The following is a 21,590-nucleotide window of genomic DNA, read 5'->3' as shown; positions in this document are numbered from 1 at the left end:
ACCTCAGTGAACGCCCGCGAGCAGGGCTGCGTTCCCGCCCGCCGCCGCCGTGTTGACCGTCAGCGTCTGCTCGGCCGTGAAGCGATAGAGCTGGCGCACATGGCCCGCCGCGGTCACCAGCGGCAGGATGGCGCCAGAGCGCGTGGCCAGACTCTTGGCGAGCACATGGGCGGCCGCAGCGTCAGACGACGCCAGCGCGACGCCGGCCAGCTGGGGCGCGGCGAGCAGGCCCGTCAAGGTCGCGTCGGGCAGCAGGGTCAGCGCGCTGGTGGGCAGGCCGGCACGCAGCAGGGCCTGGCGGGCGCGTTCGTCGCCGCCGAGCCAGATGGCGCTGTTACCCGCCAGCAAGGCACTGACGACGGCGGCGAGCCCCGCCTCGTCGCGGCCGATCACGACAAAGACGCCGCGGGCATGGTGGCGCAAGGTGTTGCTCTCACCGGTGGGCCCCGGCAGGACCACATCCGCGAGCTGCGTCTGCGCGGCGGTGAAGAGGCCGCGCAGCGTCAGCGACGCGGGCGCGTCCAGCGTGTCGGCGGCGCGGCGCAGCGTGGCGATGCGCTCGGCCAGCGGCGTGTCGCGCCAGCCCGCGTCAGCGGCCACGGCGAGCGCCTCGCTGCGGCCATCCATGGCCAGCGTCGGCAGCGGTGCGTCGATCTGCGGCTCGGCGCAGAAGCGGCGCAGATAGTCGGGGCCACCGGCCTTGGGGCCGGTGCCCGACAGGCCTTCGCCGCCAAAGGGCTGCACGCCCACCACCGCGCCAATGATGTTGCGGTTGACGTAGACGTTGCCGATGCGGGCCTCCTCGGCCAGGCGCTGGGCGCGGCTGTCGATGCGCGTCTGGATGCCCAGCGTCAGGCCATAGCCCAGCGCGTTGATTTCCTTGATGACGTCGTCGACCGAGTCCTCGAAGCGCACCACGTGCAGCACCGGGCCGAAGATCTCCTCGCCCAGGTGGGCGATGCGCGGCAGCTCGAAGGCGACCGGGCGGATCTGGCGCGGCATGGGCTCGGCCACGGGCGCCTCGGCCAGCAGCTTGGCATCGCGCTTGAGGCGTTCGACATGCTTGCTGATGCTGGCGTGGGCCTCGTCGTCGATGACGGGGCCGACGTCGGTGGCCAGATGGGCCGGCTGGCCGACGTGCAGCTGCTGCAGCGCACCCTTGAGCATCTCGATGACGCCCTCGGCAATGCTGGACTGCACGCACAGCAGGCGCAGTGCCGAGCAGCGCTGGCCGGCCGAGCGGAAGGCACTCTGCACGACGGCGTCGATGACCTGCTCGGGCAGGGCCGTCGAGTCCACCACCATCGCATTCAGGCCGCCGGTCTCGGCAATGAGGGGGACGGGCGAGTTGGGCTTGGCCGCCAGCGCCTTGTTGATGATCTGCGCGACGGCCGTGGAGCCGGTGAAGCAGACACCGGCCGTGTGAGCATGGGCGACCAGGCCAGCGCCGACGGTTTCGCCGGGGCCGTGCAACAGCGCCAGCGCATCGGCCGGCACGCCGGCGGCGTGCAGCAGCTCGACGAACTTCAACGCGACATAGGGCGTCTGCTCGGCGGGCTTGGCGGCAACGGCATTGCCGGCGACCAGCGCGGCAACGACCTGGCCGGCAAAGATGGCCAGCGGGAAGTTCCACGGGCTGATGCAGACGAACACGCCGCGGCCCTGCATCAGTGTGGCGTCGCTCTCGGCCTGGTCGGCGTAATAGCGCAGGAAGTCGACGGCCTCGCGCACCTCGGCGACGCAGTCGGCTTGCGTCTTGAAAGCCTCCTTGACGAGCAGGGCGCAGAACTCGGCCAGGCGGGCGTCGAGGTCGTCGGCGGCGCGGCGCAGGATGGCGGCACGCTGGGCGACGGACGTGCCGTTCCAGGCCGGGAAGYCGGCGTGCAGGCGCTGCACGGCGGCATCGACTTCAGCTGCCGACGCCTCGGGCACGGCATGCACGGGCGTCGTTTCCAGTGCCGCCTGCAACGGTGCGCGCTGGGCCGGGGCCGTCAGGTCGGCACCGGTGGAATTGGCGCGGCCGCGGCCTTCGCTGTCCAGGTAGAGGGCCGGCGGCAACGGCAAGGCGCTGGTGTTGCGCACCTCGGCCAGCGGCGAGCCCAGCAGCTCGGGCACCTGCACGCTGGGGTCGGCCAGTTGATGCACGAAGGAGGAATTGGCGCCGTTCTCCAGCAGACGGCGAACCAGATAGGCCAGCAGGTCGCGATGCTCGCCGACCGGGGCGTAGACGCGGCAGGGGATGCTGCCGTCCTTCAGCACTTCGCGGTAGACGCCCTCGCCCATGCCGTGCAGGCGCTGCATCTCGAAGGGGGCGCCGGTGGCGCGGGCCATCTGCACGATGGCCGCGATGGTGCCGGCGTTGTGGCTGGCGAACTGCGGGTAGATGACGTCGGCATGCTGGATCAGCGCGCGGGCGCAGGCCAGGTAGCTCACATCGGTGTGCTGCTTGTGCGTGAACACCGGGTAATCGGCCAGGCCCAGCTCCTGGGCGCGCTTGATCTCGCCATCCCAATAGGCGCCCTTGACCAGGCGCACCATGAAGCGCAGGCCATGCTTGCGCGCGATGGCCGCCACTTCGTCGACGACGGCCAGCGCCCGGCTCTGGTAAGCCTGCACGGCCAGGCCGAAGCCGCGCCACTGCGGGTAGACGACGGCGATCTTGGCGGCCAGCGTGTCCAGCACGTCCAGCGACAGCTCCAGGCGGTCGACCTCCTCGGCATCGATGGTCAGGTTGATGTTGGCGCTGGCGGCCAGCTCGATGAGGGCCCAGACGCGCGGCAGCAGTTCGGCGAACACGCGCTCGCGCTGCAGCACCTCGTAGCGGCTGAACAGCGCGCTGAGCTTGATGGAGATGCCGTCGGAGGCTTCCGGCGAGTCCGCACGCTGGCCGGCGGCGATGGCCTTGATGGCGCCGACATAGGCGGCCTGGTAGCGGCGCGCGTCGTCCTCGGTGCGGGCGCCTTCGCCCAGCATGTCGTAGCTGAAGCGCAATTGCTTCTGCGCCTTGCGGGCGCTGTCGGCCTCGCTCATGGCCTCGCCGATATTGCGGCCCAGCACGAACTGGCGGCCCAGCAGCTGGATGGCGCGCACGGTGGCGGCGACGACCGTCTGCGCGCCCAGGCGCTTGAACAGGCCGTTGTCGTCCTCGCCGCCCGGCAGGAAGCGCTTGGACATCGAGATGGCCGAGGCCGACAGCGCGGCCAGCATCTTGTGCGGGCTGCCCTCGCTGGCGCCGTCGAAGTCGGCGCGGCCGAGTTGGTCGGCCGTCAGCGCGATGGCCGTGGGCGCATCCGGCACGCGCAGCAGGGCCTCGGCCAGGCGCATCAGGGCCAGGCCTTCGGCGCTGGTGATGGGGTATTCGCGCAGCAGCGATTCCATCGCCCAGAAGGGCGCCGGGTTCTTGCGCACCTGATCGACCCAGGGCGCGGCCATGGCGATGACGCCGGGCCAGTCCAGCGCGCCGCCGACGCGCTCGGCCAGGGCCTGCACGACGCCATGCTCGGCCCGGTAGGGATCGGGCAGGCGGGGCTGTTCGGTCGGGGCAGCGAAGGGCGTGGGCATGGCGGGTCTCCTGGTGAGGATCTGCACTTTATCGACGCTCGACTTGGATTAAATTCCAAGGATTGCAAGAGCAGCCGACAAAAATCCAGATGGACGACGAAACCAAACTCGACAAGATCGACGAGCGCATCTTGCGCGTGCTGCAGGCCGATGGGCGGATTTCCAACCTCAAGCTGGCGGAAACGGTGCACCTGTCGCCCACGGCCGTGCTGGAGCGCGTCAAGCGCCTGACGCGCGACGGCTTCATCCTCGGCTACGAGGCGCGGCTGAACCCTGCCAAGCTGGGTGCCGCCATGCTGGTCTTCATCGAGGTGCACCTGGACCGCACGGTGATGGACGTGATGGACAACTTCAAGGCCGCCGTCCAGGCCCGCGCCGAGATCCTGGAATGCCATCTGGTGGCCGGCGGCTTCGACTACCTGCTCAAGACCCGGGTGCGCGACATGGGCGCCTACCGCGAGTTCATCGGCAGCGTCATCTGGACGCTGCCGGGGGTGAGGGAGACGCGGACATATGCGGTGATGGAGGAGGTGAAGTCGACGAATGCGCTGCCGATCTGACAGCGAGGCAGACTGGGCCGATTGATGGCGTCAAGAAGCGTCGTGCAGGTGCGCGAAGTCGACCAGGATGGAGACCTGCGGGTGCAACGGCAGGTAGCAGACGTGTACACGTTGGCCCGAGACCAAGTTCACCATTCCGCTCATTCGGCGCTCCACGGTGATGGGCAGTGAAGCACCTTCGGGCTGATAGCGATACACGACGGTAGTCACTCGTCCGTCCCGACGGTTTTCCACTATTTGCCCTTCTACCTTCAGGCCTCTTTCAAGAATTCGTTTGTTCGCAGCGGCCCTGCCGGCACGGTGCAATCCCGCAAGGACTGAGAGCACGGCGAGACCGATGAGAGGGAACCAGATTCGATAGTCCACAGCAGGCCACTTCTTGGCGTTGGCGCTCGCCGGCGGTTAGATGCAGTCGGGCGCAATCTCACGATGGGCCGCAGCTGCCTTCGCCTTTTCATCCGCTGTCTGGATTTGCGTATCCAGCCGCAGATGGAAAGGAACTTCTGCCGCCCTGTTTCGGGCCCAAGCCATGCCGTGACGCTGATCGGCCCGAGTCCGGACTTGCATTTTTACTCGCTGTCCATCAGCGCGCTGCCGATCTGACGCCGCAGCTCGCCGGCTCAATCCAGCTTAGGGGCCCTCACCGGGCGACCGGCTGAACAGCTGGCTGCCAACGTTGGGCGTGACCCATTCCAGCTTGCTCTCGCAAAAGATGTTCATCCTGGGCTCGTAGCTCTCGGGGTGCTCGGTCGTGCCGAGGTAGAGCATGGCCAGGCCTTTGTAGGTGGCCGGGTTGGCATTGAAAACCGGCGTGCCACATGAAGCACAGAAGTGCTTGGTGGTGCGATCGGTGGCCCTGTAGCTGCTGGTTTCTCCGGCGGCGAGGCGGAAGTCTTTTTCCCGTACCACGACATAGACGGAGAACGGGCCACCGCTCATGCGCTTGCAAAGATCGCAGTGGCAGGCCACCACCTGCAAGGGAGGGCCGGCGACTTCATAGCGAAGCTGGCCGCAGGCGCAGCGCCCGCGAACTTGGTTGATTTCTCGCGGGGCGGAGGGTGGGGTCGGTGAAGGCATATCCCGCTGCAATCTAGCACCTCGCCAACTCGCCGCCGCCGACGGCGCTGCCGCTTTGAGGGCGGGTAAACATGGCGCGAGCGCCCCGGGTCTGGCTCGGAAAATGCGCGCTTTCAAGACCGCGTCGCCCATGATCCCCCGCCTCCCTGCGCTGACCGCCTGCCTGCTGGTCGTCCTGGCCCGGGCGGCCATGGCGCAGCCGGCACCGCCGGTGCCGAGTGCGCTGGAGCCGCAGTTCGCGACCGTGGCCGTGCCGCGTGACGTCGTGGGCAGCCTGGCCCAGGACCGGCAGGGCCTGATCTGGATAGGCACCAGCGACGGCCTGGCGCGCTTCGACGGCTACCGCCTGCGCCCCATCGAACGCGAAGGCGCCACGCCGGTGCAGCGCAACCTGGGCTGGGTGCGCTCACTGGCGGCAGCGGCCGACGGCGGCATGTGGATTGGCACCGAGGTCAACGGCCTGGCCCGCTACGAACCCGCCTTCGACCGCGTGCAGATGCTTGGCAGCGGCAGCGAGCGCGCCACGCCCATCCGCGCGCTGGCGGAGGACGGCGCCGGCCACGTCTGGGTGGGCACGCTGGGCCAGGGCCTGCTGCGCTATGAACCCAGGACCGGCCGCTTCGAGACCGAGCCGCTGCTGGTCGATGGCGAGGCCGAACGCCGCGTGCTGGCCCTGGCCGTGAGCGGCGACGGCTCGCTGTGGGCCGGCCATTGGCGCGGCCTCGCACGCCGCGGCGCCGATGGCAAGTGGACGGCGCTGGCTTTGCCCGGCGCCGACAAAGACGGCGCCATCGGCATCAGCACGCTGCTGGAAGACCGCGATGGGCGGCTCTGGTTCGGCAGCGTGGACGGCCGCGTCGGCCGCCTCGAGGCCGGTGGCCAGCCGCATTGGCTCGCGGTCCGCTTCAAGGGCGGCGTGCAGGCCCTGGCTCAAGGACTGGACGGCACGGTCTGGGCCGGCCTCACCGATGGCATCGCCTGGCTGGATGGCGGCAACGGCACGCTGCTGCGCCAGCTGCGCCACAACCCCCACCTGCCCGGCGGCCTGGCCGGCAACGACGTCAACGTGCTGCTGCGCGACCAGACCGGCGCCATGTGGGCAGGCGGCTATGGCGTGGGCCTGCAGCGCCACCAGCAGCACCCGGCCCTGGCCGTGCGCGGCCCCGACGCCGATCCGAACAGCCCGCTGGCCAGCAGCGACTTGCGCGGCCTGCTGCCGCGCCGCGACGGCCTGCTGATGGTGGCCACGCACAGCGGCCCGGTGGCCCTGCTGGACGCGCAGCTGCGCACCGTCGGCCGCTGGCCGCGCGAGGCCGACACGCCGGTGGACAACCTCGCCGAGGGCCCGGACGGCAGCGTCTGGCTGGTGGCGAACGGCCGCCTGGAGCGCCGCGAGCCGCGCAGCGCCCGCCTGCTCGCCAGCTGGATGCTGGAGGGCGGCCGCGCCCACCGCGTGCTGGTGCTGCCCAGCGGTGACGGGGGCGAGGTCTGGGTCGGCATGCAGGACGGCCTCTACCGCCTGGCTTCGCCCCAGGGCCGCATCGAGCGCGTGAAGCGCGCCGATGGCGAGCCGCTGCGCGGCGGCGTGCACGCGCTGCGCCTGGGGCCCGGTGGCAAGGAGATCTGGGTGGGCGCCCTGGCCGGCCTGTTCCGCTGGGATGGCCAGCGCCTCGTCGAGGTGCAGGGTGCACCCGGCGAGACGCTGGGCTTCCCCGCCGTGCTGGGCCTGCTGCACACCCGCGACGGCAGCCTCTACGTAGACACCGCCGTCAGCGGCCTGCACCGGCTCAAGGGCTATGACGCCGAGGGCCGCGCACGCTTCGAACGCATCAGCGAGCGCATGGGTGCGCCGGGCCGGCCCTTCGGCGTCAATCTGCACGAGGACAGCAAGGGTCGCGTGTGGACCCAGCAGTCCGTCTATGACCCCGTCGCCAAGCGCCTGGACGAGCTCAGCGGCTCCGAGGGCCCGCCCATGGGCACGCCGCGCTTCTTCGCCGACGCCGCCCTGCCCGATGGCCGCCTGCTCTTCAGCGGCAGCCGCGGCCTGCTCGTCGTCGAGCCGACGGCCTTCATGCCCTCGCGCTATGCGCCGCCGGTCGTCATCAGCAGCCTGCGCCGCGACGGCCAGCCCTTCCAGCCGGAGCAGGATCTCAAAAAAGGCCTGAAGCTGCCGGCCGGCACGCGCAGCTTCGCCGTCGAGTTCGCTGCACTGGACTACATCGACCCGGCCAAGCTGCGCTACATGATGCGGCTGGCCGGCTGGGACCAGCAGTGGACCTTCACCGACGCCAGCGCCCGCTTTGCGAGCTACGGCGGCCTGCAGCCGGGCCGCTACCGGCTGGAGGTCTATGCCACCAACCACCACGGCCTGTGGGGCGACCGGCCGCTGCTGCTCGACATCGAGCTGCTGCCGGCCTGGTGGCAGACGCGCTGGGCCCAGGCCGCCGCGCTGCTGGCCTTGCTGGGCCTGGCCTGGGTGCTGCTGCGCTGGGGCGTGGCGAGGCGCACCGCGCAGCTGCGCCGCAGCGAGATGGCGCTGCAGGCCCTGGTGGAACAACGCACCACGGAGCTGCGCGAGGCCAGCACCACCGACTCCCTGACCGGCCTGCGCAACCGCCGCTACCTGGATTCACGCGTCGCCTCCGACCTGCAGCTCTGCCTGCGCCACTACACCGAGACACGCCACCACAACCCCGATGACGAGGCCGATCTGCTCGTCATGCTGATGGACCTCGACCACTTCAAGCGCATCAACGACCGCCACGGCCACGCCGCGGGCGACCAGGTCCTCATCGAGTTCGCGCGCCGGCTGCGCACCGTCTTCCGCGAGAGCGACGTGCTGGTGCGCTGGGGCGGCGAGGAATTCCTGGCCCTGGCCCGCGGCGGTGCGCGCGGTGGCGCGGCCGAGCTGGCGGCGCGCTTCAATGCCAGCGTGCGCGAGCAGCCCTTCACGCTGCCGGATGGCAGCACCCTGCCCGTCACCGTGTCCATCGGCTTCGCCGTCTTCCCGCTGGACCCGGAAGCGCCCCGGGCCTGGGACTGGGACGCCACGCTGCGCCTGGCCGATGCCGCCCTGTATGCGGCCAAGAAGCAGGGCCGCGACGGCTATGTGGGCGCCTTGCGTGCCGACGGCCTGAAGCCCGACGAGCTGGGCCCCGACGCCCTGGCCTGGCCCCGTGAGCCGCGCCTGCAGGTGCAGCGCAGCGCCCGGGAACCGGTCACGGTTTCCGAGGGCGGGTAAACCGCGCGTCGGCCGCCGGCCCCCGGCTCGGACAATGCGCGTTTTCAAGACCGCACTGCCCATGACACCCCGCTCCCTTGCGCTGCTGGCCTGCCTGCTGGCCACCAGCTTCGCCGCCGAGGCGGTTTCGACGACGGCGCAGATCACCGCCCAATCGGTGCTGCTGGGCCTGCAGCTGTCGGCCAAGCACCGCCAGGCCAAGGGCGCCCTGCCGGCGGCCCAGAACGCCTGCATCCAGGCCCTGCAGCCCAGCGAGTTCCACGCGACGACCGAGCGCGTGGTCACGACGTCGCTGAACGCCAGCGAACTCGCCGCCGCCGAGCAGTTCTTCAGCTCCGTGCCGGGGCGCAAATACGCCACCCAGGGTCTGCTGGGCATCTACACCGCCCTGGGCGAGACGCCGCCCGAACCCGCACCCGCGCTGTTGCTCGCCGAGTCCAAGGCCGTCGAAGCCTTCGCGGCCACGCCGGCCGGCCAGGCCCTGCTCACCCGCCAGGTGCTGCAGGCCCCGGCGGCTCGCGAGGCCTATGACGGCCGGGTCCGGGAGCTCATCGCGCGCTGCCAGGCCGTCAAGCCTGATCGCGCGGACTGAGTCCGCCCCTGCAAGCTGAGCGCCAGACGCTCAGACCAGGTGCTGGCCGAGGAAGCGCATCGTCCGGTCCCAGGCCTGCTGGGCCCAGACGGCGTCGTATTGCGTCTTGGCGATGCGCCCCGGCCCCTGCGCCGTCTCATTGGCAAAGGCATGGTGGGCCAGATAGCGATGGCCTTCGTAGCGCACGCCGACCTCGCTCAGCTTGGCCTCCAGGCCGTCCACGCCGGCAATCGGGAAGGACTCGTCCTGCGTGGCCCAGTGGGCCTGCAGCGGCATCTTGATCTTGCTGGCGTCCACATATTCCAGCGGCGGCATGCCGTACCAGATCACGGCGGCATCGGCCTCGGGCACCATCGTCGCGGACAGCACCGTCAGCGCGCCGCCCATGCAGTAGCCCGTCACGCCGACCTTGCCGCTGCCGAGCCTGAGCCCCTTGAGGTGGTGCACCGCGCCGCGCACGTCCTGCGCGGCCGCGTCGCCAAAGTTCAGGGCGCCCATCAGGTGGCTGGCCTCCTCGGCCTCGACGGTGGTCTTGCCGCGGTACAGGTCCGGCACCAGGGCCGTGAAACCGGCGCTGGCAAAGCGCTCGGCGACGCCGCGGATCTGGTCGTTCAGGCCCCACCACTCCTGGATGACGACCACGGCCCCAAGCGGCTGGGCGGCCTCGGCGAGATAGCCGGACACCTGTGCGCCATCGGGGCGCGTGAACTGGACGGTCTGGGCCATGCAGGTCTCCTCGGGGGGTGGAGGCGACAGCCTAACCTGCGCGACACGGGGTTTTCCCCGGGAGGGCGACAATGGCCCCCTTGACGCCCCACACCATGAAGATCGAACGCATCGTCTCCACCCGCCTGCCGACGCCCTATGGCGAGTTCGCCATCCATGGCTTCCGTGAGGATGACAGCGGGCAGGAGCATGTCGTGCTGAGCATGGGCGAGCTGACGGGCGACGAGCCGCCGCTGGTGCGCGTGCATTCGGAATGCATGACGGGCGAGGTGTTCGGCTCGCTGCGCTGCGACTGCCGGCCGCAGTTGCAGGGTGCGATGAAGCTCATCGCCGCGCAGGGTCGCGGTGCCATCGTCTATATGCGCGGCCACGAAGGGCGCGGCATCGGCCTGGTGCAGAAGCTGCGCGCCTATGCCGAGCAGGATGCCGGCGCCGACACCATCCAGGCCAATGCCCAGTTGGGCCTGCCCATCGACGCGCGCCGCTACGACGCCGCCGCCTGCATGCTGCGGTCCCTGGGCGTGCACCGCATCCGGCTGCTGACCAACAACCCGCTGAAGATGGCGGCGCTGGCAGAGTTCGGCATCGATGTCGTCGAGCGCGAGGCGTCCTTGACCGAGCCGGGTCCGGACAACGAGAAATACCTGCGCACCAAGGCCGAGTCCATGGGTCACCACGACCTGGGTCATTTGTTCGAATAGACAGGCCAGGGCCGTTGCAGAGGCGCCTGGCCTGGTGTTCGGTCAAATCATGGTCGGCGCCTCACGGCGCTTCACCCGCAAGCCCTTGCGCAGTCAGCGGTTCTTGGAACCCTGCTGATTGCCGGGCTTGCCTTGCTGCTGGTCACGGCTGGCCTGACCACCGCCCTGCTGGGGCGTCTGGCTGCCACCACCGGACTGGCTCTGCTGGCCCGGGCTCTGATCGCGGCTTTGACCACCCTGCTGGATGTTCTGGCCGCTTTCGGGCTGCTGTTGCTGCTTGCCGGATTGACGTTGCTGGTTGGACATGGCTTTTCCTTCACTGTGAAGCCTGGACGGCACCCCATTGCGCCGTCGCGTTCACAACCTTAGGCCGCACAGGGCGGATCCCTGTAGGAGAAGGCGCCGGATACATCCCCGAATCGCAAGCCGCGGAGACGAGTTGTGCCGTTAGGCGACGAGGGCCGCCCAAGCGGCTACAACTGCAACCTGCCGTGTGGCCTGCCGCCAGTCCCGTGCAAGCCTGGCGACAGGCGCTTCACGAGCCAGAGACATGGCTCCCCTAGCCTGCGAGCCCTCCTGCAGTCCCCGCCATGTCCGATCGTCGTTTCTTTACCCGCCCCGCCGTCGAGGCCGCCTTCAATCGCTGGGATTGGGCGCTGCTGCCCCTCGTGCTGGCGGTGCTGGTGCTGCTGGCCATGGCCGCGGCGGCGATGGCGCGGCCCTTTCACGTTGGCGAGGCACTGCCGCTGAGCCTGGACGTCGCCTGGCTGCCCTATTACCTGCTGCGCACGACGCTGCGCATGTTCCTGGCGCTGGCCGCCTCGGTGGTGTTCGCCTGCGTGTTCGCCGTGCTGGCGGCCAAGGTGCGCGCCGCCGAGAAGGTGCTGGTGCCGCTGCTGGACATCCTGCAGTCCATCCCCATCCTGGGTTTCCAGGCGATTGCCGTCGCGCCCTTCATCGCGCTGTTCCCGGGCAATCTGCTCGGCGTCGAGCTGGCCGCGCTGTTCGCCATCTTCACGTCGCAGGCCTGGAACATGGCCTTCAGCCTCTACCAGTCGCTGCGCACCGTGCCGGGCGAGCTGCAGGAGGCGGCGCGCATCTTCCAGCTGTCGGGCTGGCAGCGCTTCTGGCGGCTGGAGCTGCCGTTTGCGATGCCCAATCTGCTGTGGAACATGATGATGAGCATGTCCGGCGGCTGGTTCTTCGTCGTCGCGTCCGAGGCCATCTCCGTGGCCGGCCAGGACATCAAGCTACCCGGCGTGGGCTCCTACATCGCCGTGGCCATCGAGGCGCGCGACCTCGGCGCCATCGCCTGGGCCATCCTGGGCATGCTGGTCGGCATCCTGCTGTACGACCAGCTGTTCTTCCGGCCACTGCTGGCCTGGGCCGACCGCTTCCGCTTCGAGGAAGGCAGCAGCGAGCAGGCGCCGCAGTCCTGGCTGCTGACCTGGCTGCGCCGCACCCAGCTGCTGCAGCGCCTGGGCGAGTGGCCAGGGCGCTGGATCACGGCCAGCTTCGCGCCGCTGAAGAAGAGCTACGACGGCCGCTCCATCCGCGCCCGACCTCAAGCCCCCAACCCGCTGTGGACGCGCGCCTGGGATGCGCTGCTGGCCGCGGCCGTGCTGTTCGCCGTCTGGCGCCTGGTCAGCTTCATTCACACCGAGGTCGGCTGGGGCGAGGCGGCGCATGTGTTCAAGCTGGGCCTGTACACGCTGGCGCGCGTGCTGGTGCTGATCGCCGTGGCCTCGCTGATCTGGGTGCCCATCGGCGTGTGGATTGGCCTGAACCCGCGCATTGCCGGCCGCGTGCAGGCGGCGGCCCAGTTCCTCGCCGCCTTCCCGTCCAACCTCGTCTTCCCGGTCGCCGTCCTCGTCATCGTCAAGTACAAGCTCGACCCCGACCTCTGGCTGTCGCCGCTGATCATCCTGGGCACGCAGTGGTATCTGCTCTTCAACGTCGTGGCCGGCGCGTCGACCATCCCGACCGAGCTGCGCATGGCCGCCAAGAACCTCGGGCTGAAGGGCTGGCTGGCCTGGCGGCGCTATCTGCTGCCGGCCATCTTCCCGAGCTTTGTCACCGGCGCCATCACGGCCAGCGGCGGGTCGTGGAATGCCAGCATCGTGGCCGAGTACGTGAGCTGGGGCGACACGCATCTGCAGGCCCAGGGCCTGGGCAGCTATATCCAGCAGATGACGACGGCGGGCGACTTTCCGCGCATTGCCTTGGGCATCGGCGTCATGTGCGTCTTCGTCATGGCGATGAACCACTGGGTCTGGCGGCGCCTGTACGCAATAGCTGAAGAAAGGATGCACTTCTGATGACCACGCTGATCGAACTGAAGGGCGTCGCCAAAGGCTTCAAGTCCAACGACGGCAGCCTGCGCTCGGTGCTGGAGGGCGTGGACTTCCGGCTCGACAAGGGCGAGATCGTTGCGCTGCTGGGCCAGAGCGGCTCGGGCAAGAGCACGCTGTTGCGCATCATGGCGGGCCTGATCCCGGCCGACACCGGTGACGTTCACTACGGCGGCCAACCGCTGTTCGGGCCGGCGGCCGGCATCGCGATGGTGTTCCAGAGCTTCGCGCTGTTCCCCTGGCTGACCGTGCAGCAGAACGTCGAGCTGGGCCTGGAGGCCGCCGGCGTGCCGGCAGTGGAACGCGCCCGCCGTGCGAACGATGCCATCGAGCTGATCGGCCTGGCCGGTTTCGAGGGCGCGCTGCCGCGCGAGCTGTCGGGCGGCATGCGCCAGCGCGTCGGCATGGCGCGGGCCCTGGTCATGCAGCCGGCGGTGCTGCTGATGGACGAGGCCTTCTCGGCGCTGGACGTGCTGACCGGCGAGCGGTTGCGCAACGAGATCCTGGCGCTGTGGGACGGCGGCCAGATGCCCACCCAGGCCATGCTCGTCGTGTCGCACAACATCGAGGAGGCCGTCATGATGGCCGACCGCGTGCTGATCTTCGCCAGCAATCCGGGCCGCGTGCGCGCCGAGCTGCCCATCACGCTGCCGCGCCCGCGCCGCGCCGACAGCCCCGAGGTGCGCCTGCTCATCGACGAGGTCTATCGGCTGATGACGAGCGCCACTCACGTGGCCGGCACCGTCGAGGAGGCGCCCCGGCCGCATCTCAGCGACCGCCTGCCCGATGCCGACGTCGGCCGCATGGAAAGCCTGCTGGAGCTGCTGGCCGACGAACGCTTCAATGGCCGCGCCGACCTGCCCCAACTGGCCGAGGAGAGCGAACTCACCGACGAGGCCATGCTGCCGCTGGCCGACGCCCTGCACCGCCTGGGCCTGGCCGAGCTCAGCGGCGGCGATCTCATCGTCACGCCGCTGGGCCAGCGTTATGTCGAGGGCGGCCACGAGTTCCGCCGCGAGATCTTCGGCCAGCAGCTGCTGGCCCACGTGCCGCTGGCCACCTTCATCCGCGCCAGCCTCGAGCAGGAGGCCCACGGCGAGCTGAAGGAGGAGCCATTCCTGAAGCTGCTGATGGACAGCATGGACGCCGCCGAGGCCGAGCGCGTGTTGCGCGTGGCCATCGAGTGGGCGCGCTATGGCGAGGTCTTCGAGTACGACTTCCACACCGGCTTGATTCACCTGCCGGAGTCGGACGAGCCCGCCTGAGGCCGCAGCGTCAGCGCGGGGCCTTGGGTTCGCGCGCGTAGCTCTGCGTCAGCGCCTCCCAGGCGTGGCCGTCGGGCTCGCGCCAGTAGACGATGCGCCCGCCCACCGAGGTGTTGACCTGGAAGTCGTCCGGGCCGATCGGCGTGCTGCGCCAGGCGATGCCCAGGGCCTGCAGCCGCGCCAGCAGCGCATCGAACTCCGCCTCGCTGACGCGAAACGCGTAGTGCTGCAGCGGCACCACCGCGCCGGCCTCGACCTGATCGAAGTCCACCGTCAGCTGATCCGACACATAGACGGCACTGAAGGGGCCGACGGCCGCCTGCGCCGACCAGGGCACGTCGAGGATGGCGGCCAGGCGCTCGGCGGCGGCGCGGCGGTCGCGGGCAGGGATCAGCAGGTGGTCGAGAACGGCGGGCATGGCGAATCTCCTCAAGCCGAGGCGCACTTGGAGACGGTGTCCCAGGTGCGCGTGGTGATGTTCTTGCCGAAGGTCTTCTCCAGCAGGTGCATGAAGACCGGGCCCTTGGCCTCGGGCACATAGCTGCACAGCACCTCGCCGCCGTCCACGGCCAGGATGCGTGCCTCGCCGCACAGCGCCGGCAGCGCGACCGGGCTGGCCGCCAGCGGCTCCGGCAGGAAGGTGATGACGCGCTTGGAGCCGGGCGGCAGCTTGAAGCGGGCAAAGGGCTCGGCAGCCAGCAGCTGCTGCAGATAGGCCGTGGAGCGCACGAAGGTCGTGAAGCTGTGGCCCTGGCCGTCCAGCATGGCTTTCTCGGCGCGCTTTTGCAGCGCCGCCAACGAGGCCGAGCGGGCCGTGGAGAACACGACATTGCCGCTGCTCAGCAGCGTCTTCACGTCGGTGAAGCCGGCGGCCTCGAAGCAGCGCTTGAGTTCCGGCATCTTGGCGTTCATCGGGCTGACGCCACGCAGCAAGGCGACATAACGGGGCATGGGGACGGAGTATGGCTTGCGGCCGACCCTAGCTGCGGCTGCCCCGAATTGCGGGTGGCCGCAGCTAGCGGGCTCGGGCGAGTCCGCATGCAATGGCCAAGCGACTGAAAACACCCCTTCCGAGGAGCTCCCAATGACCACCATCCAGACGGCCAGCACCACGTCGCTGACCGCCACCTCCGCTCTGCCGAGCACCAACCCGACCCACGCCAGCACCTCGATGCAAGGCGGCCAGGCCGTGTTCGAGAACGACAACTACCGCATCACCGCCGGTGACAACAACACCGTCAACATCTTCAACAAGAAGACCGGCGAGAACTACAACATCTGGGGCGACCCGCACGTCAACATCGACGGCCAGCACGCCTTCGACTTCTGGGGCACCACGACCTTCGCGCTCGAGGACGGCACCAAGGTCACCATCGAAACCACGCCCTGGAATGCCGGCAACGGCATGACCCTCGCCAGCAAGGTCGCCATCACGAACGGCGACTACGGTGTCGAGATCAGCGGCGTGGATACCAACACCGTCGGCGACCTCAAGATCAACGAGGCCGCCGGCTGGGGCAGCACGCTGGACTGGGTGCATGACGACGGCAATGTGCTTCAGGAAAACCCGGCCGGCAAAGGCTTCCTGGCCGTGGACGGCAACGGCACCATCCAGAAGGTCGACCAGAACTACATCAACAAGACCGACCTGGTGAAGAACCCCGGCCTGGACCCGAGCACTCAGCAGCAGGCCGGCAACTTCCTGCAGCAGGTTTTCAGCGCCTTCTCGGGCCTGCTGTCGGCCTCGCTGAGCGGCGCCTTCCTGCATGCCCTGGGCAACCACGGCGGCGAGAACCGGGATCACGCCTCGCGCGATGCTCACCGGTTCTCGCTGACGGTGGCGCGCCTGGAGTTCTGACGGGAGGCCGCCATGCTTGCTGCCGTTGATTCAGTCTCGGGCGCGCGGCCAACGCCGCCCGCCAGCAATCCCGCCGCGGACGTCGTTGCCCGCGCCACCGACCCGCGCAGCGGCGTCGTCGACACCCAGCGCCTCGCGCACTGGGTGGTGGACGCGCGCCGCAGCGACCCGCAGAGCGCCGAGGCGGCCCATGCCGCCATCGAGCAGCACTTGCTGGCGTCGGGCCACCCGGGCGACGTCGCCCACTACCACCAGGACCTGCTGCAGGCCGCTCGCGAGCAGCCGGCCCAGCCCTTCAGCCTCGTGCCCGACCATGCGCCCGGTGGCCTCTGGGCCGCCGGCCAGACCTGGGCGCGGCAGGGCAGCCAGCTGTTGACCGACAACCCCATCCTGGTCAAGCGCTGGGAAGCGACCACCAGCGCGTGGACGGGCAAGGGCGGCTTCACGCGCGGGCTGACCGAGCTGCTGAACGCCAACGGCATCGACGTGGCCCATACCGTGCACCCGTCGCCGCCCGGCTCGCTGACGAGCAGCTCGGGCGTGCGCTCGGCCGTGGCCAACAACACCAACGGCGCCCTGGCGCGCGACGCCATCGCCGACCGCTTCCGCGCGGCCGGCGTGCCGGCGCGCACCGAGGTGCCGGTGCTGGGCGGCGCGCGCCGCGTGGACGTGGTGGCCGAGCCGACCGCCACCGACCCGCGCATGCGCCAGCGCATCGAGGTGGAGTCCAAGGTCGGCCGCACCGGCCTGGACAGCGAGATCCGCGGCCAGGTGGCGCGCGATGCCGAGGCGCTGGGCGCCAACCGCATGCTGCGCGGCTCCGGCCGCGTGCTCGAAGGCGTGGGCAAGGTGGCGCGGCCGGTCGGCCTCGTGCTGGACGCCATCTCGCTGGGCCAGGCCTACCAGGCCGACGGCGGCCGCATTGGCGAGAACACCGGGCGCACGGCGTCCGGCATCACCGGCGGCGCGCTGGGCGGCTGGGGCGGGGCAGCGGCGGGGGCCGCCATCGGCACGGCCATCTTCCCGGGTGTCGGCACCGTGGTGGGCGGCATCATCGGTGGCATCGGCGGCGCCCTCGCCGGCGATGCGGCCGGGCGCGGCGTCTTCGATACGGTAAAAGGCTGGTTCTAAGCTTTCGGCCTGTTCCTGATGGGCGGCCGCAAGAGGCCGCCCATCTTCGTTTGCGCGAGTGACCATGCTGAACCTGATCCAGCGCTGGCTTGCCGGCGACCAAGCAGCCCCCTGGGACCTGAGCGACTACCCCGCCTGGGAGCTGCCGCATACGGGCTCCGGCCGCGCGTTGAGCGAAAGCCAGGCCCAGGCCAACCTGGACTGGTTCGAGGCCACGCTGGGCGAGCGCCAGCGGCAGCTGCGCGACTGGCTGGTCGCCCACCAGGGCCCCGACCCGCAGGCCCTGCACGGCACCGCCTACGCCAAGGCCTTGAACACCTGGGCCAAGGCCCACTGGCCGCAGCTGCCGGCCTTCAGCCGCCTGCCCCGGCACAAGCCCTGGCCGGACTGCACTCGCAGCGGCCCCTTCATCGTCAACAGCCTGCTGGGCGACCTGGGCACCAGCCTGGGCGAGGCCATCCGCCACGGCAACCCCGACTGGCACTGGGGACTGAACCTGGACGCCACCGATCTCGCCGACGACATGGCCACGGCACGCCGCGTCGTGCTGCTGGCCGATCTCAAGCACCCGACGCCCGAGACCCGCGAGGCCGTGCTGGACCCCGAGGCCCTGCTCTTCGCCGCCCACCGCTTCCCGGACTCGGTGGACTTCGTTCACCTCGACCCCTGGACCACGATGGTCGCCGACGCGATCGCCGGCGGCTACCACGCCAACTGAGCGTCGTGCCCGACCTGGACCTGCAGGCCCTGCCGCCCGAACTGCAAGCCGCGCTGCAACGCGCCTGGCCGGGCTGCCCCGAGGCCCAGCGGCGCGCACTGCTGGCACCCGCCCGCCTGGACGCAGCCCCGATCTGGCCCGACCAGCTCTGGCCGTGGCGGCCCGCCGCGCGCTGGTGGCGGCCCGGCTGGGCACGCGAGCGCCGCCAGCGGGACAAAGCCTTCTTCGCCGCGCACCTGGGCGATGCCCGCGGCGAGCCCCAGGGGCATGACGGTCCGTCCTATCCCCAGAATCTCTTCGACCCCGAACGGCCCTTCTTGGCCACGCCCTGGACCCAGGCCCGGGTGCTGCTGCGCAGCCCGGCGCCCGAGGTCTTCAGCGACGCGGATTTCTGGATCTTCACGCAGCAGCTGTTTGGCGGCGATGCCGACGAGGCCCGCCGCGAGATGCTGTCCTGGGCCCGCGGCATGCAGGCCGACGGCGCCCTGCGCGGCGCCCGCCGATCGAACTGGCTGGCTGACGCGCATTGGCGGCTGCACATGTCCGCAACCGGCATGTTCACCTGAGGCGGCGCCTGCGGCCAACCCTAGCTGCGGCTGCCCCGAATTGCGGGCAGCCGCAGCTGGCGCGAGGCGCGCGTTGCGTCTGAAATGGGCGTCAACCCGCCGGCGTCGGCGGTGAAGGACATCCCCATGAGCGCAGTGCAGAACTATCGCGTCCAGAGCGGCGACACCGTCACCGGCATCGCCCAACGCCACGGCGTGTCGGCCGAGGCCCTGATGCGCGCCAATCACATGGACGCGGCCCAGGCCGACGGCCGCATGGGCCGCGGTGCCCACGACCCCGACCGGCTGCAGGTCGGCCAGCAGCTCGTCATTCCCGTTGCCACGCCGGGCCTGGAGCGCGAGCACCAGGTCGTCGCCGGCGAAACCCTGGCCGGCATCGCCGACCGCTGGGGCGTCAGCGTGAAGGAGCTGCTGGCCGCCAACCCGCAGTTCAACGCCGGCAAGCTCGGCGCCCATGCCGGCCACGGCCGTGGCCAGGACCCCGACCTGCTGCATATCGGCGACTTGATCCACCGTCCCAAGCCGGCGCCGCAGGGGACGGGTGAATCCGCCGTGCGATTCGGCGTGCGCCTTGAAGCGGACCGGGCGACCCAGGAGGCGGCAGCTCCCATTGCCGGGCATCGCCAGGCCTGGCTCGATCTGCAGCAGTTCACCAACCCGGCCCTGGCGTCCAACGCCGCCGCGGCCATCGTCATCGGCACCGCCGAGGGCACACGCCGGCCGGATGGCGGCTTCACGGCAGCCTATGGCGGCCACACCGACCCGGGCAATGCGGCCCACAACCGAGGCTCCTTCTCCTACCAGCACGCAGCCTCCAGCCCCGCCGACGCGGACCGGCGCCAGCTGCAGACCCTGCGCGACCATCTCCCCGCCTACGAAGCCGCCGCACGCCGCGCCGGACTCGACCCCGCCGACGCCCGCCTCGCCTCGGCCTATCTGGACCTGTTCAACCAGTCGCCCAGCGCGGCCGGGCGCTTCGTCGGCCAACTCGAGACGCTGCGCGGCCAGCCCCTGGACGTGGCCCATATCGCCAACCTGCGGTTTCGCAGCTTCGTCAACGCTTCGACCGGCCAGCGATTTCGCCTGGACAGCGGCGGCCTGGCCGGCAGCGGCTTCGCCAACATCGCGCAGCGCCAGCAGCACGGCCGCGCACCCACGGAGGCCCAGGTGCAAGCCGTCATCCGCGCCGATCAGCTGCGCCGCACGAATGCCGTCGAAGGCGCGCTGCAGCGCCAGGGCTTGCTGGCGCAGGCGCCTGCTGCCGTGGCCGCTGCGTCCGCAGCGACCGGCGGCGTGCCGCGCCATCTGCAGATCGCCCGCGGCGAGCTCGGCACCCACGAGATCCGCGGCGGCCGCGACAACCCGCGCGTCATCGAATACCACCAGGCCACCAGCCTCAAGGCCGGGAACGACGAGACCTCCTGGTGCTCGTCCTTCGTCAACTGGACGATGCAGCAGGCCGGCGTGCGCGGCACGAACAGCGCCGCGGCGCGCAGCTGGCTGAGTTGGGGCCAGGCCGTGCCCAAGGATGCGGCGCATGTGAAGCCGGGCGACGTCATCGTCTTCCCGCGCGGCAACAACCCTGCCCAGGGCCATGTGGCCATCGTGTCGGAGGTGCTGGACAACGGCCTGGTGCGCGTCGTCGGCGGCAACCAGGGCGTGCGCGGCGAGAACTATGACGGCGTGACCTATTCAGATCGTTCGCTCTCGTCCGCCATCGGCGTGCGTCGCGCACCTTGAAATGCCCGACCCCTGGGCGATGATGCCGGCCATGCGTCTCGCCTTCCTCGCACTGGTGTTCCCGCTCGCAGCACAGGCGTTGCCAGCGCCGCCCACGCAGCTCGTCTGCACCCCCGACGGCATCCATCGCTTCCGCCTCAGCCGCGACGCCGTGGGCGCTCCTTTGCAGGTCAGCTTCAGCATCGCCGCAGGCGCGCGTGAATGCGACTTTTCCAGCGCCGCCGCGCCGACCGCACAGGCAGACGGCACCTGGCGCTTCGAGTGGAAGGACGAGACCCTGGGCCAGCAGCAGCGCGTGAACGTGAAGCGCGCCGGCAGCGAGGGCTACACCCTTGCCTTCGAACCGGCCGCTTGCGGCGCGCTGAAGATCCCGGCCACGGCAACCCTCACGCCCACCGCCAAGGGCTGCACCACGTCGGTGGACCGCGACGGTGCCTTCGCGCAGTTCTGGCGCCAGCTGCGCGATGCGCTGGCCCGCGGCGACGGCGAGCTGCTGCAACAGCTGTCGCTGCCGCAACTGGAGTTCGTTGAGGGGCCCGACATCGTCAAGGCGCCTGCGTCGGTCATGCGCCGCGCGGCGCGTTGCCTGCCGCGCATCACGGCGACGACGCAGCGCCTGGAGATCCGCGACATGATCGCCGGCGACACGCCGCCACGCCTGGACATGCCGCCGCTGTCGCGCAAGGGCGAGGCGCGCATCGACTTTGCCGGCGCGATGGACCTGAAATGGACGCCGCAGGGTTGGCGCATGGCCGGCTTCAACGCCAGCCGCGACGTCTTTTCCAGCTGTCCCGAACGCTAGCGCGCAACCAGCCCCTGGCGGCCGATCTGGATGCGCTCCACCGGCAGCCCCAGCGCCACTTCCAGGTTGGCCTTGGCGGCATTGCGGAAATTGATCTCCTCGTTGGCGTTGGGCTGGCGGTTGAGGTGCTCGCGGTAAACGACCATGAAGGTGCCCACCATGGCGAGCTGCTCGAACATCGAGCGCCTGGCCGCCGGGCTGCTCTGCGTGAAGGCGGGGTTGCGCGCCAGCATGCCCTGCATCTGCAGGATCAGTGACTTGAAGTCCTCGTCCGGCACCTGCTGCTGCATGAAGGCGCTGTAGTTGCCGGCGATGAAGGCGGCCACGCCGGCGGCGACGTCGTTGGGCGTCAGGCCGAGCTGGGTTTCCAGCTTCTGCCAGAACACGAAGGATTCCTCGTAGGCCTTGGTCATCGCGCCACGGTGCTGGGCTGGGAAGCGCTGCGCCAGCTCGGTGGCGGACTGGCGGACCTGGGCCGGCCCGTTGACGACGATGGGCGCATTGAGGGCAGCGAGGGCACTGGCCGAGGTGACCGCCGGCGCGGGGCTGAAGGCGGGCGCGCCCGGGGTCGCGGCGGGCTTGCCCAGCATGCCGCGCATCTGGTCGGCCAGGCTGAGCGAAGGCGCGACCTGGGCCAGCGCCGGAGCGGCGACGCAGGCGAGCGCAAGGACGACGGTGCGGGAAAGTTGCATCACTTGAAT

20 protein-coding genes are annotated in these 21,590 nt (G+C 70.2%); 12 read left to right on the top strand and 8 right to left on the bottom strand.

What is annotated here, in order from left to right:
- Nucleotides 1–3: 3 nt before the first annotated feature.
- Entirely contained in the window at nucleotides 4–3,561 is a 3,558-nt protein-coding gene (gene putA, locus AC1D2H_RS25660) for a bifunctional proline dehydrogenase/L-glutamate gamma-semialdehyde dehydrogenase PutA (protein WP_478012856.1), read from the bottom strand.
- 89 nt (nucleotides 3,562–3,650) lie between these two features.
- Between putA and AC1D2H_RS25655 the strand changes: the two genes are divergently transcribed.
- The gene (locus AC1D2H_RS25655) at nucleotides 3,651–4,121 is read left to right on the top strand and encodes an Lrp/AsnC ligand binding domain-containing protein (protein WP_119039690.1); all 471 of its coding nucleotides are present in this window, start codon (nucleotides 3,651–3,653) and stop codon (nucleotides 4,119–4,121) included.
- Nucleotides 4,122–4,151: 30 nt separating this feature from the next.
- Here AC1D2H_RS25655 and AC1D2H_RS25650 read toward each other — a convergent pair whose 3' ends face one another.
- On the bottom strand, nucleotides 4,152–4,487 hold the full coding sequence (locus AC1D2H_RS25650; protein WP_477936483.1) for a DUF3592 domain-containing protein: 336 nt from the start codon (nucleotides 4,485–4,487) through the stop codon (nucleotides 4,152–4,154).
- A gap of 264 nt (nucleotides 4,488–4,751) precedes the next feature.
- Entirely contained in the window at nucleotides 4,752–5,198 is a 447-nt protein-coding gene (locus AC1D2H_RS25645) for a GFA family protein (RefSeq protein ID WP_478012855.1), read from the bottom strand.
- A 130-nt stretch (nucleotides 5,199–5,328) separates the two neighbouring features.
- Here AC1D2H_RS25645 and AC1D2H_RS25640 point away from each other — a divergent pair, with 130 nt between their 5' ends.
- Together AC1D2H_RS25640 and AC1D2H_RS25635 are read left to right on the top strand one after the other, a co-directional pair.
- Nucleotides 5,329–8,439, top strand: coding sequence for a ligand-binding sensor domain-containing protein (locus AC1D2H_RS25640; protein ID WP_478012854.1), 3,111 nt, complete (start codon nucleotides 5,329–5,331; stop codon nucleotides 8,437–8,439).
- Between the two features lie 61 nt (nucleotides 8,440–8,500).
- A complete protein-coding gene (locus AC1D2H_RS25635; protein WP_478012853.1) occupies nucleotides 8,501–9,031 on the top strand; it encodes a hypothetical protein in 531 nt (176 codons plus the stop codon).
- A 30-nt stretch (nucleotides 9,032–9,061) separates the two neighbouring features.
- Here AC1D2H_RS25635 and AC1D2H_RS25630 read toward each other — a convergent pair whose 3' ends face one another.
- On the bottom strand, nucleotides 9,062–9,757 hold the full coding sequence (locus tag AC1D2H_RS25630) for a dienelactone hydrolase family protein (RefSeq protein WP_478012852.1): 696 nt from the start codon (nucleotides 9,755–9,757) through the stop codon (nucleotides 9,062–9,064).
- Nucleotides 9,758–9,852: 95 nt separating this feature from the next.
- On the opposite strand from AC1D2H_RS25630, the gene ribA reads away from it, so the two are divergent.
- Entirely contained in the window at nucleotides 9,853–10,458 is a 606-nt protein-coding gene (gene ribA / locus AC1D2H_RS25625; protein WP_478012851.1) for a GTP cyclohydrolase II, read from the top strand.
- 93 nt (nucleotides 10,459–10,551) lie between these two features.
- On the opposite strand, the gene AC1D2H_RS25620 is transcribed toward ribA, so the two are convergent.
- The gene (locus AC1D2H_RS25620) at nucleotides 10,552–10,764 is read right to left on the bottom strand and encodes a hypothetical protein (protein ID WP_477936494.1); all 213 of its coding nucleotides are present in this window, start codon (nucleotides 10,762–10,764) and stop codon (nucleotides 10,552–10,554) included.
- 284 nt (nucleotides 10,765–11,048) lie between these two features.
- Between AC1D2H_RS25620 and AC1D2H_RS25615 the strand changes: the two genes are divergently transcribed.
- Together AC1D2H_RS25615 and AC1D2H_RS25610 are read left to right on the top strand one after the other, a co-directional pair.
- Nucleotides 11,049–12,776, top strand: coding sequence for an ABC transporter permease (locus AC1D2H_RS25615; RefSeq protein WP_478012850.1), 1,728 nt, complete (start codon nucleotides 11,049–11,051; stop codon nucleotides 12,774–12,776).
- On the top strand, nucleotides 12,773–14,074 hold the full coding sequence (locus AC1D2H_RS25610) for an ABC transporter ATP-binding protein (RefSeq protein ID WP_478012886.1): 1,302 nt from the start codon (nucleotides 12,773–12,775) through the stop codon (nucleotides 14,072–14,074). Before AC1D2H_RS25615 ends, AC1D2H_RS25610 begins: the two co-directional genes overlap by 4 nt.
- 10 nt (nucleotides 14,075–14,084) lie before the next feature.
- Here the strand turns inward: AC1D2H_RS25610 and AC1D2H_RS25605 are convergent, their stop codons facing one another.
- Both AC1D2H_RS25605 and AC1D2H_RS25600 read right to left on the bottom strand, forming a co-directional pair.
- Nucleotides 14,085–14,492 carry a VOC family protein gene (locus tag AC1D2H_RS25605; RefSeq protein ID WP_478012849.1) on the bottom strand — a complete coding sequence of 136 codons (408 nt, stop codon included), beginning with the start codon at nucleotides 14,490–14,492 and terminating at the stop codon, nucleotides 14,085–14,087.
- An 11-nt stretch (nucleotides 14,493–14,503) separates the two neighbouring features.
- Complete coding sequence (locus AC1D2H_RS25600) at nucleotides 14,504–15,025, bottom strand: DUF1697 domain-containing protein (RefSeq protein WP_478012848.1); 522 nt, start codon at nucleotides 15,023–15,025, stop codon at nucleotides 14,504–14,506.
- Nucleotides 15,026–15,158: 133 nt separating this feature from the next.
- Here AC1D2H_RS25600 and AC1D2H_RS25595 point away from each other — a divergent pair, with 133 nt between their 5' ends.
- The 6 genes from AC1D2H_RS25595 to AC1D2H_RS25570 all read left to right on the top strand — a co-directional run bounded on the left by AC1D2H_RS25595 (nucleotide 15,159) and on the right by AC1D2H_RS25570 (nucleotide 20,889).
- Nucleotides 15,159–15,932 (top strand): DUF1521 domain-containing protein, encoded by a 774-nt coding sequence (locus AC1D2H_RS25595; protein WP_477936506.1) that lies wholly within the window; start codon nucleotides 15,159–15,161, stop codon nucleotides 15,930–15,932.
- A 12-nt stretch (nucleotides 15,933–15,944) separates the two neighbouring features.
- Nucleotides 15,945–17,063 carry a hypothetical protein gene (locus AC1D2H_RS25590; protein WP_478012847.1) on the top strand — a complete coding sequence of 373 codons (1,119 nt, stop codon included), beginning with the start codon at nucleotides 15,945–15,947 and terminating at the stop codon, nucleotides 17,061–17,063.
- Nucleotides 17,064–17,127: 64 nt separating this feature from the next.
- Entirely contained in the window at nucleotides 17,128–17,781 is a 654-nt protein-coding gene (locus AC1D2H_RS25585) for a hypothetical protein (RefSeq protein WP_477936510.1), read from the top strand.
- A gap of 5 nt (nucleotides 17,782–17,786) precedes the next feature.
- Complete coding sequence (locus AC1D2H_RS25580; RefSeq protein WP_478012846.1) at nucleotides 17,787–18,347, top strand: hypothetical protein; 561 nt, start codon at nucleotides 17,787–17,789, stop codon at nucleotides 18,345–18,347.
- Nucleotides 18,348–18,473: 126 nt separating this feature from the next.
- Nucleotides 18,474–20,087 carry a TIGR02594 family protein gene (locus AC1D2H_RS25575; RefSeq protein WP_478012845.1) on the top strand — a complete coding sequence of 538 codons (1,614 nt, stop codon included), beginning with the start codon at nucleotides 18,474–18,476 and terminating at the stop codon, nucleotides 20,085–20,087.
- A gap of 1 nt (nucleotide 20,088) precedes the next feature.
- On the top strand, nucleotides 20,089–20,889 hold the full coding sequence (locus tag AC1D2H_RS25570) for a hypothetical protein (protein WP_477936515.1): 801 nt from the start codon (nucleotides 20,089–20,091) through the stop codon (nucleotides 20,887–20,889).
- Here AC1D2H_RS25570 and AC1D2H_RS25565 read toward each other — a convergent pair.
- The gene (locus tag AC1D2H_RS25565; protein WP_477936517.1) at nucleotides 20,886–21,581 is read right to left on the bottom strand and encodes a DUF6683 family protein; all 696 of its coding nucleotides are present in this window, start codon (nucleotides 21,579–21,581) and stop codon (nucleotides 20,886–20,888) included. The genes AC1D2H_RS25570 and AC1D2H_RS25565 overlap by 4 nt on opposite strands.
- Nucleotides 21,582–21,590: the final 9 nt, after the last annotated feature.

The organism is Roseateles sp. P1_C1_2 (assembly GCF_056406535.1).
Note: the sequence above shows the minus strand (reverse complement) of the source record. Positions and strands in the feature narration are given on the sequence as shown.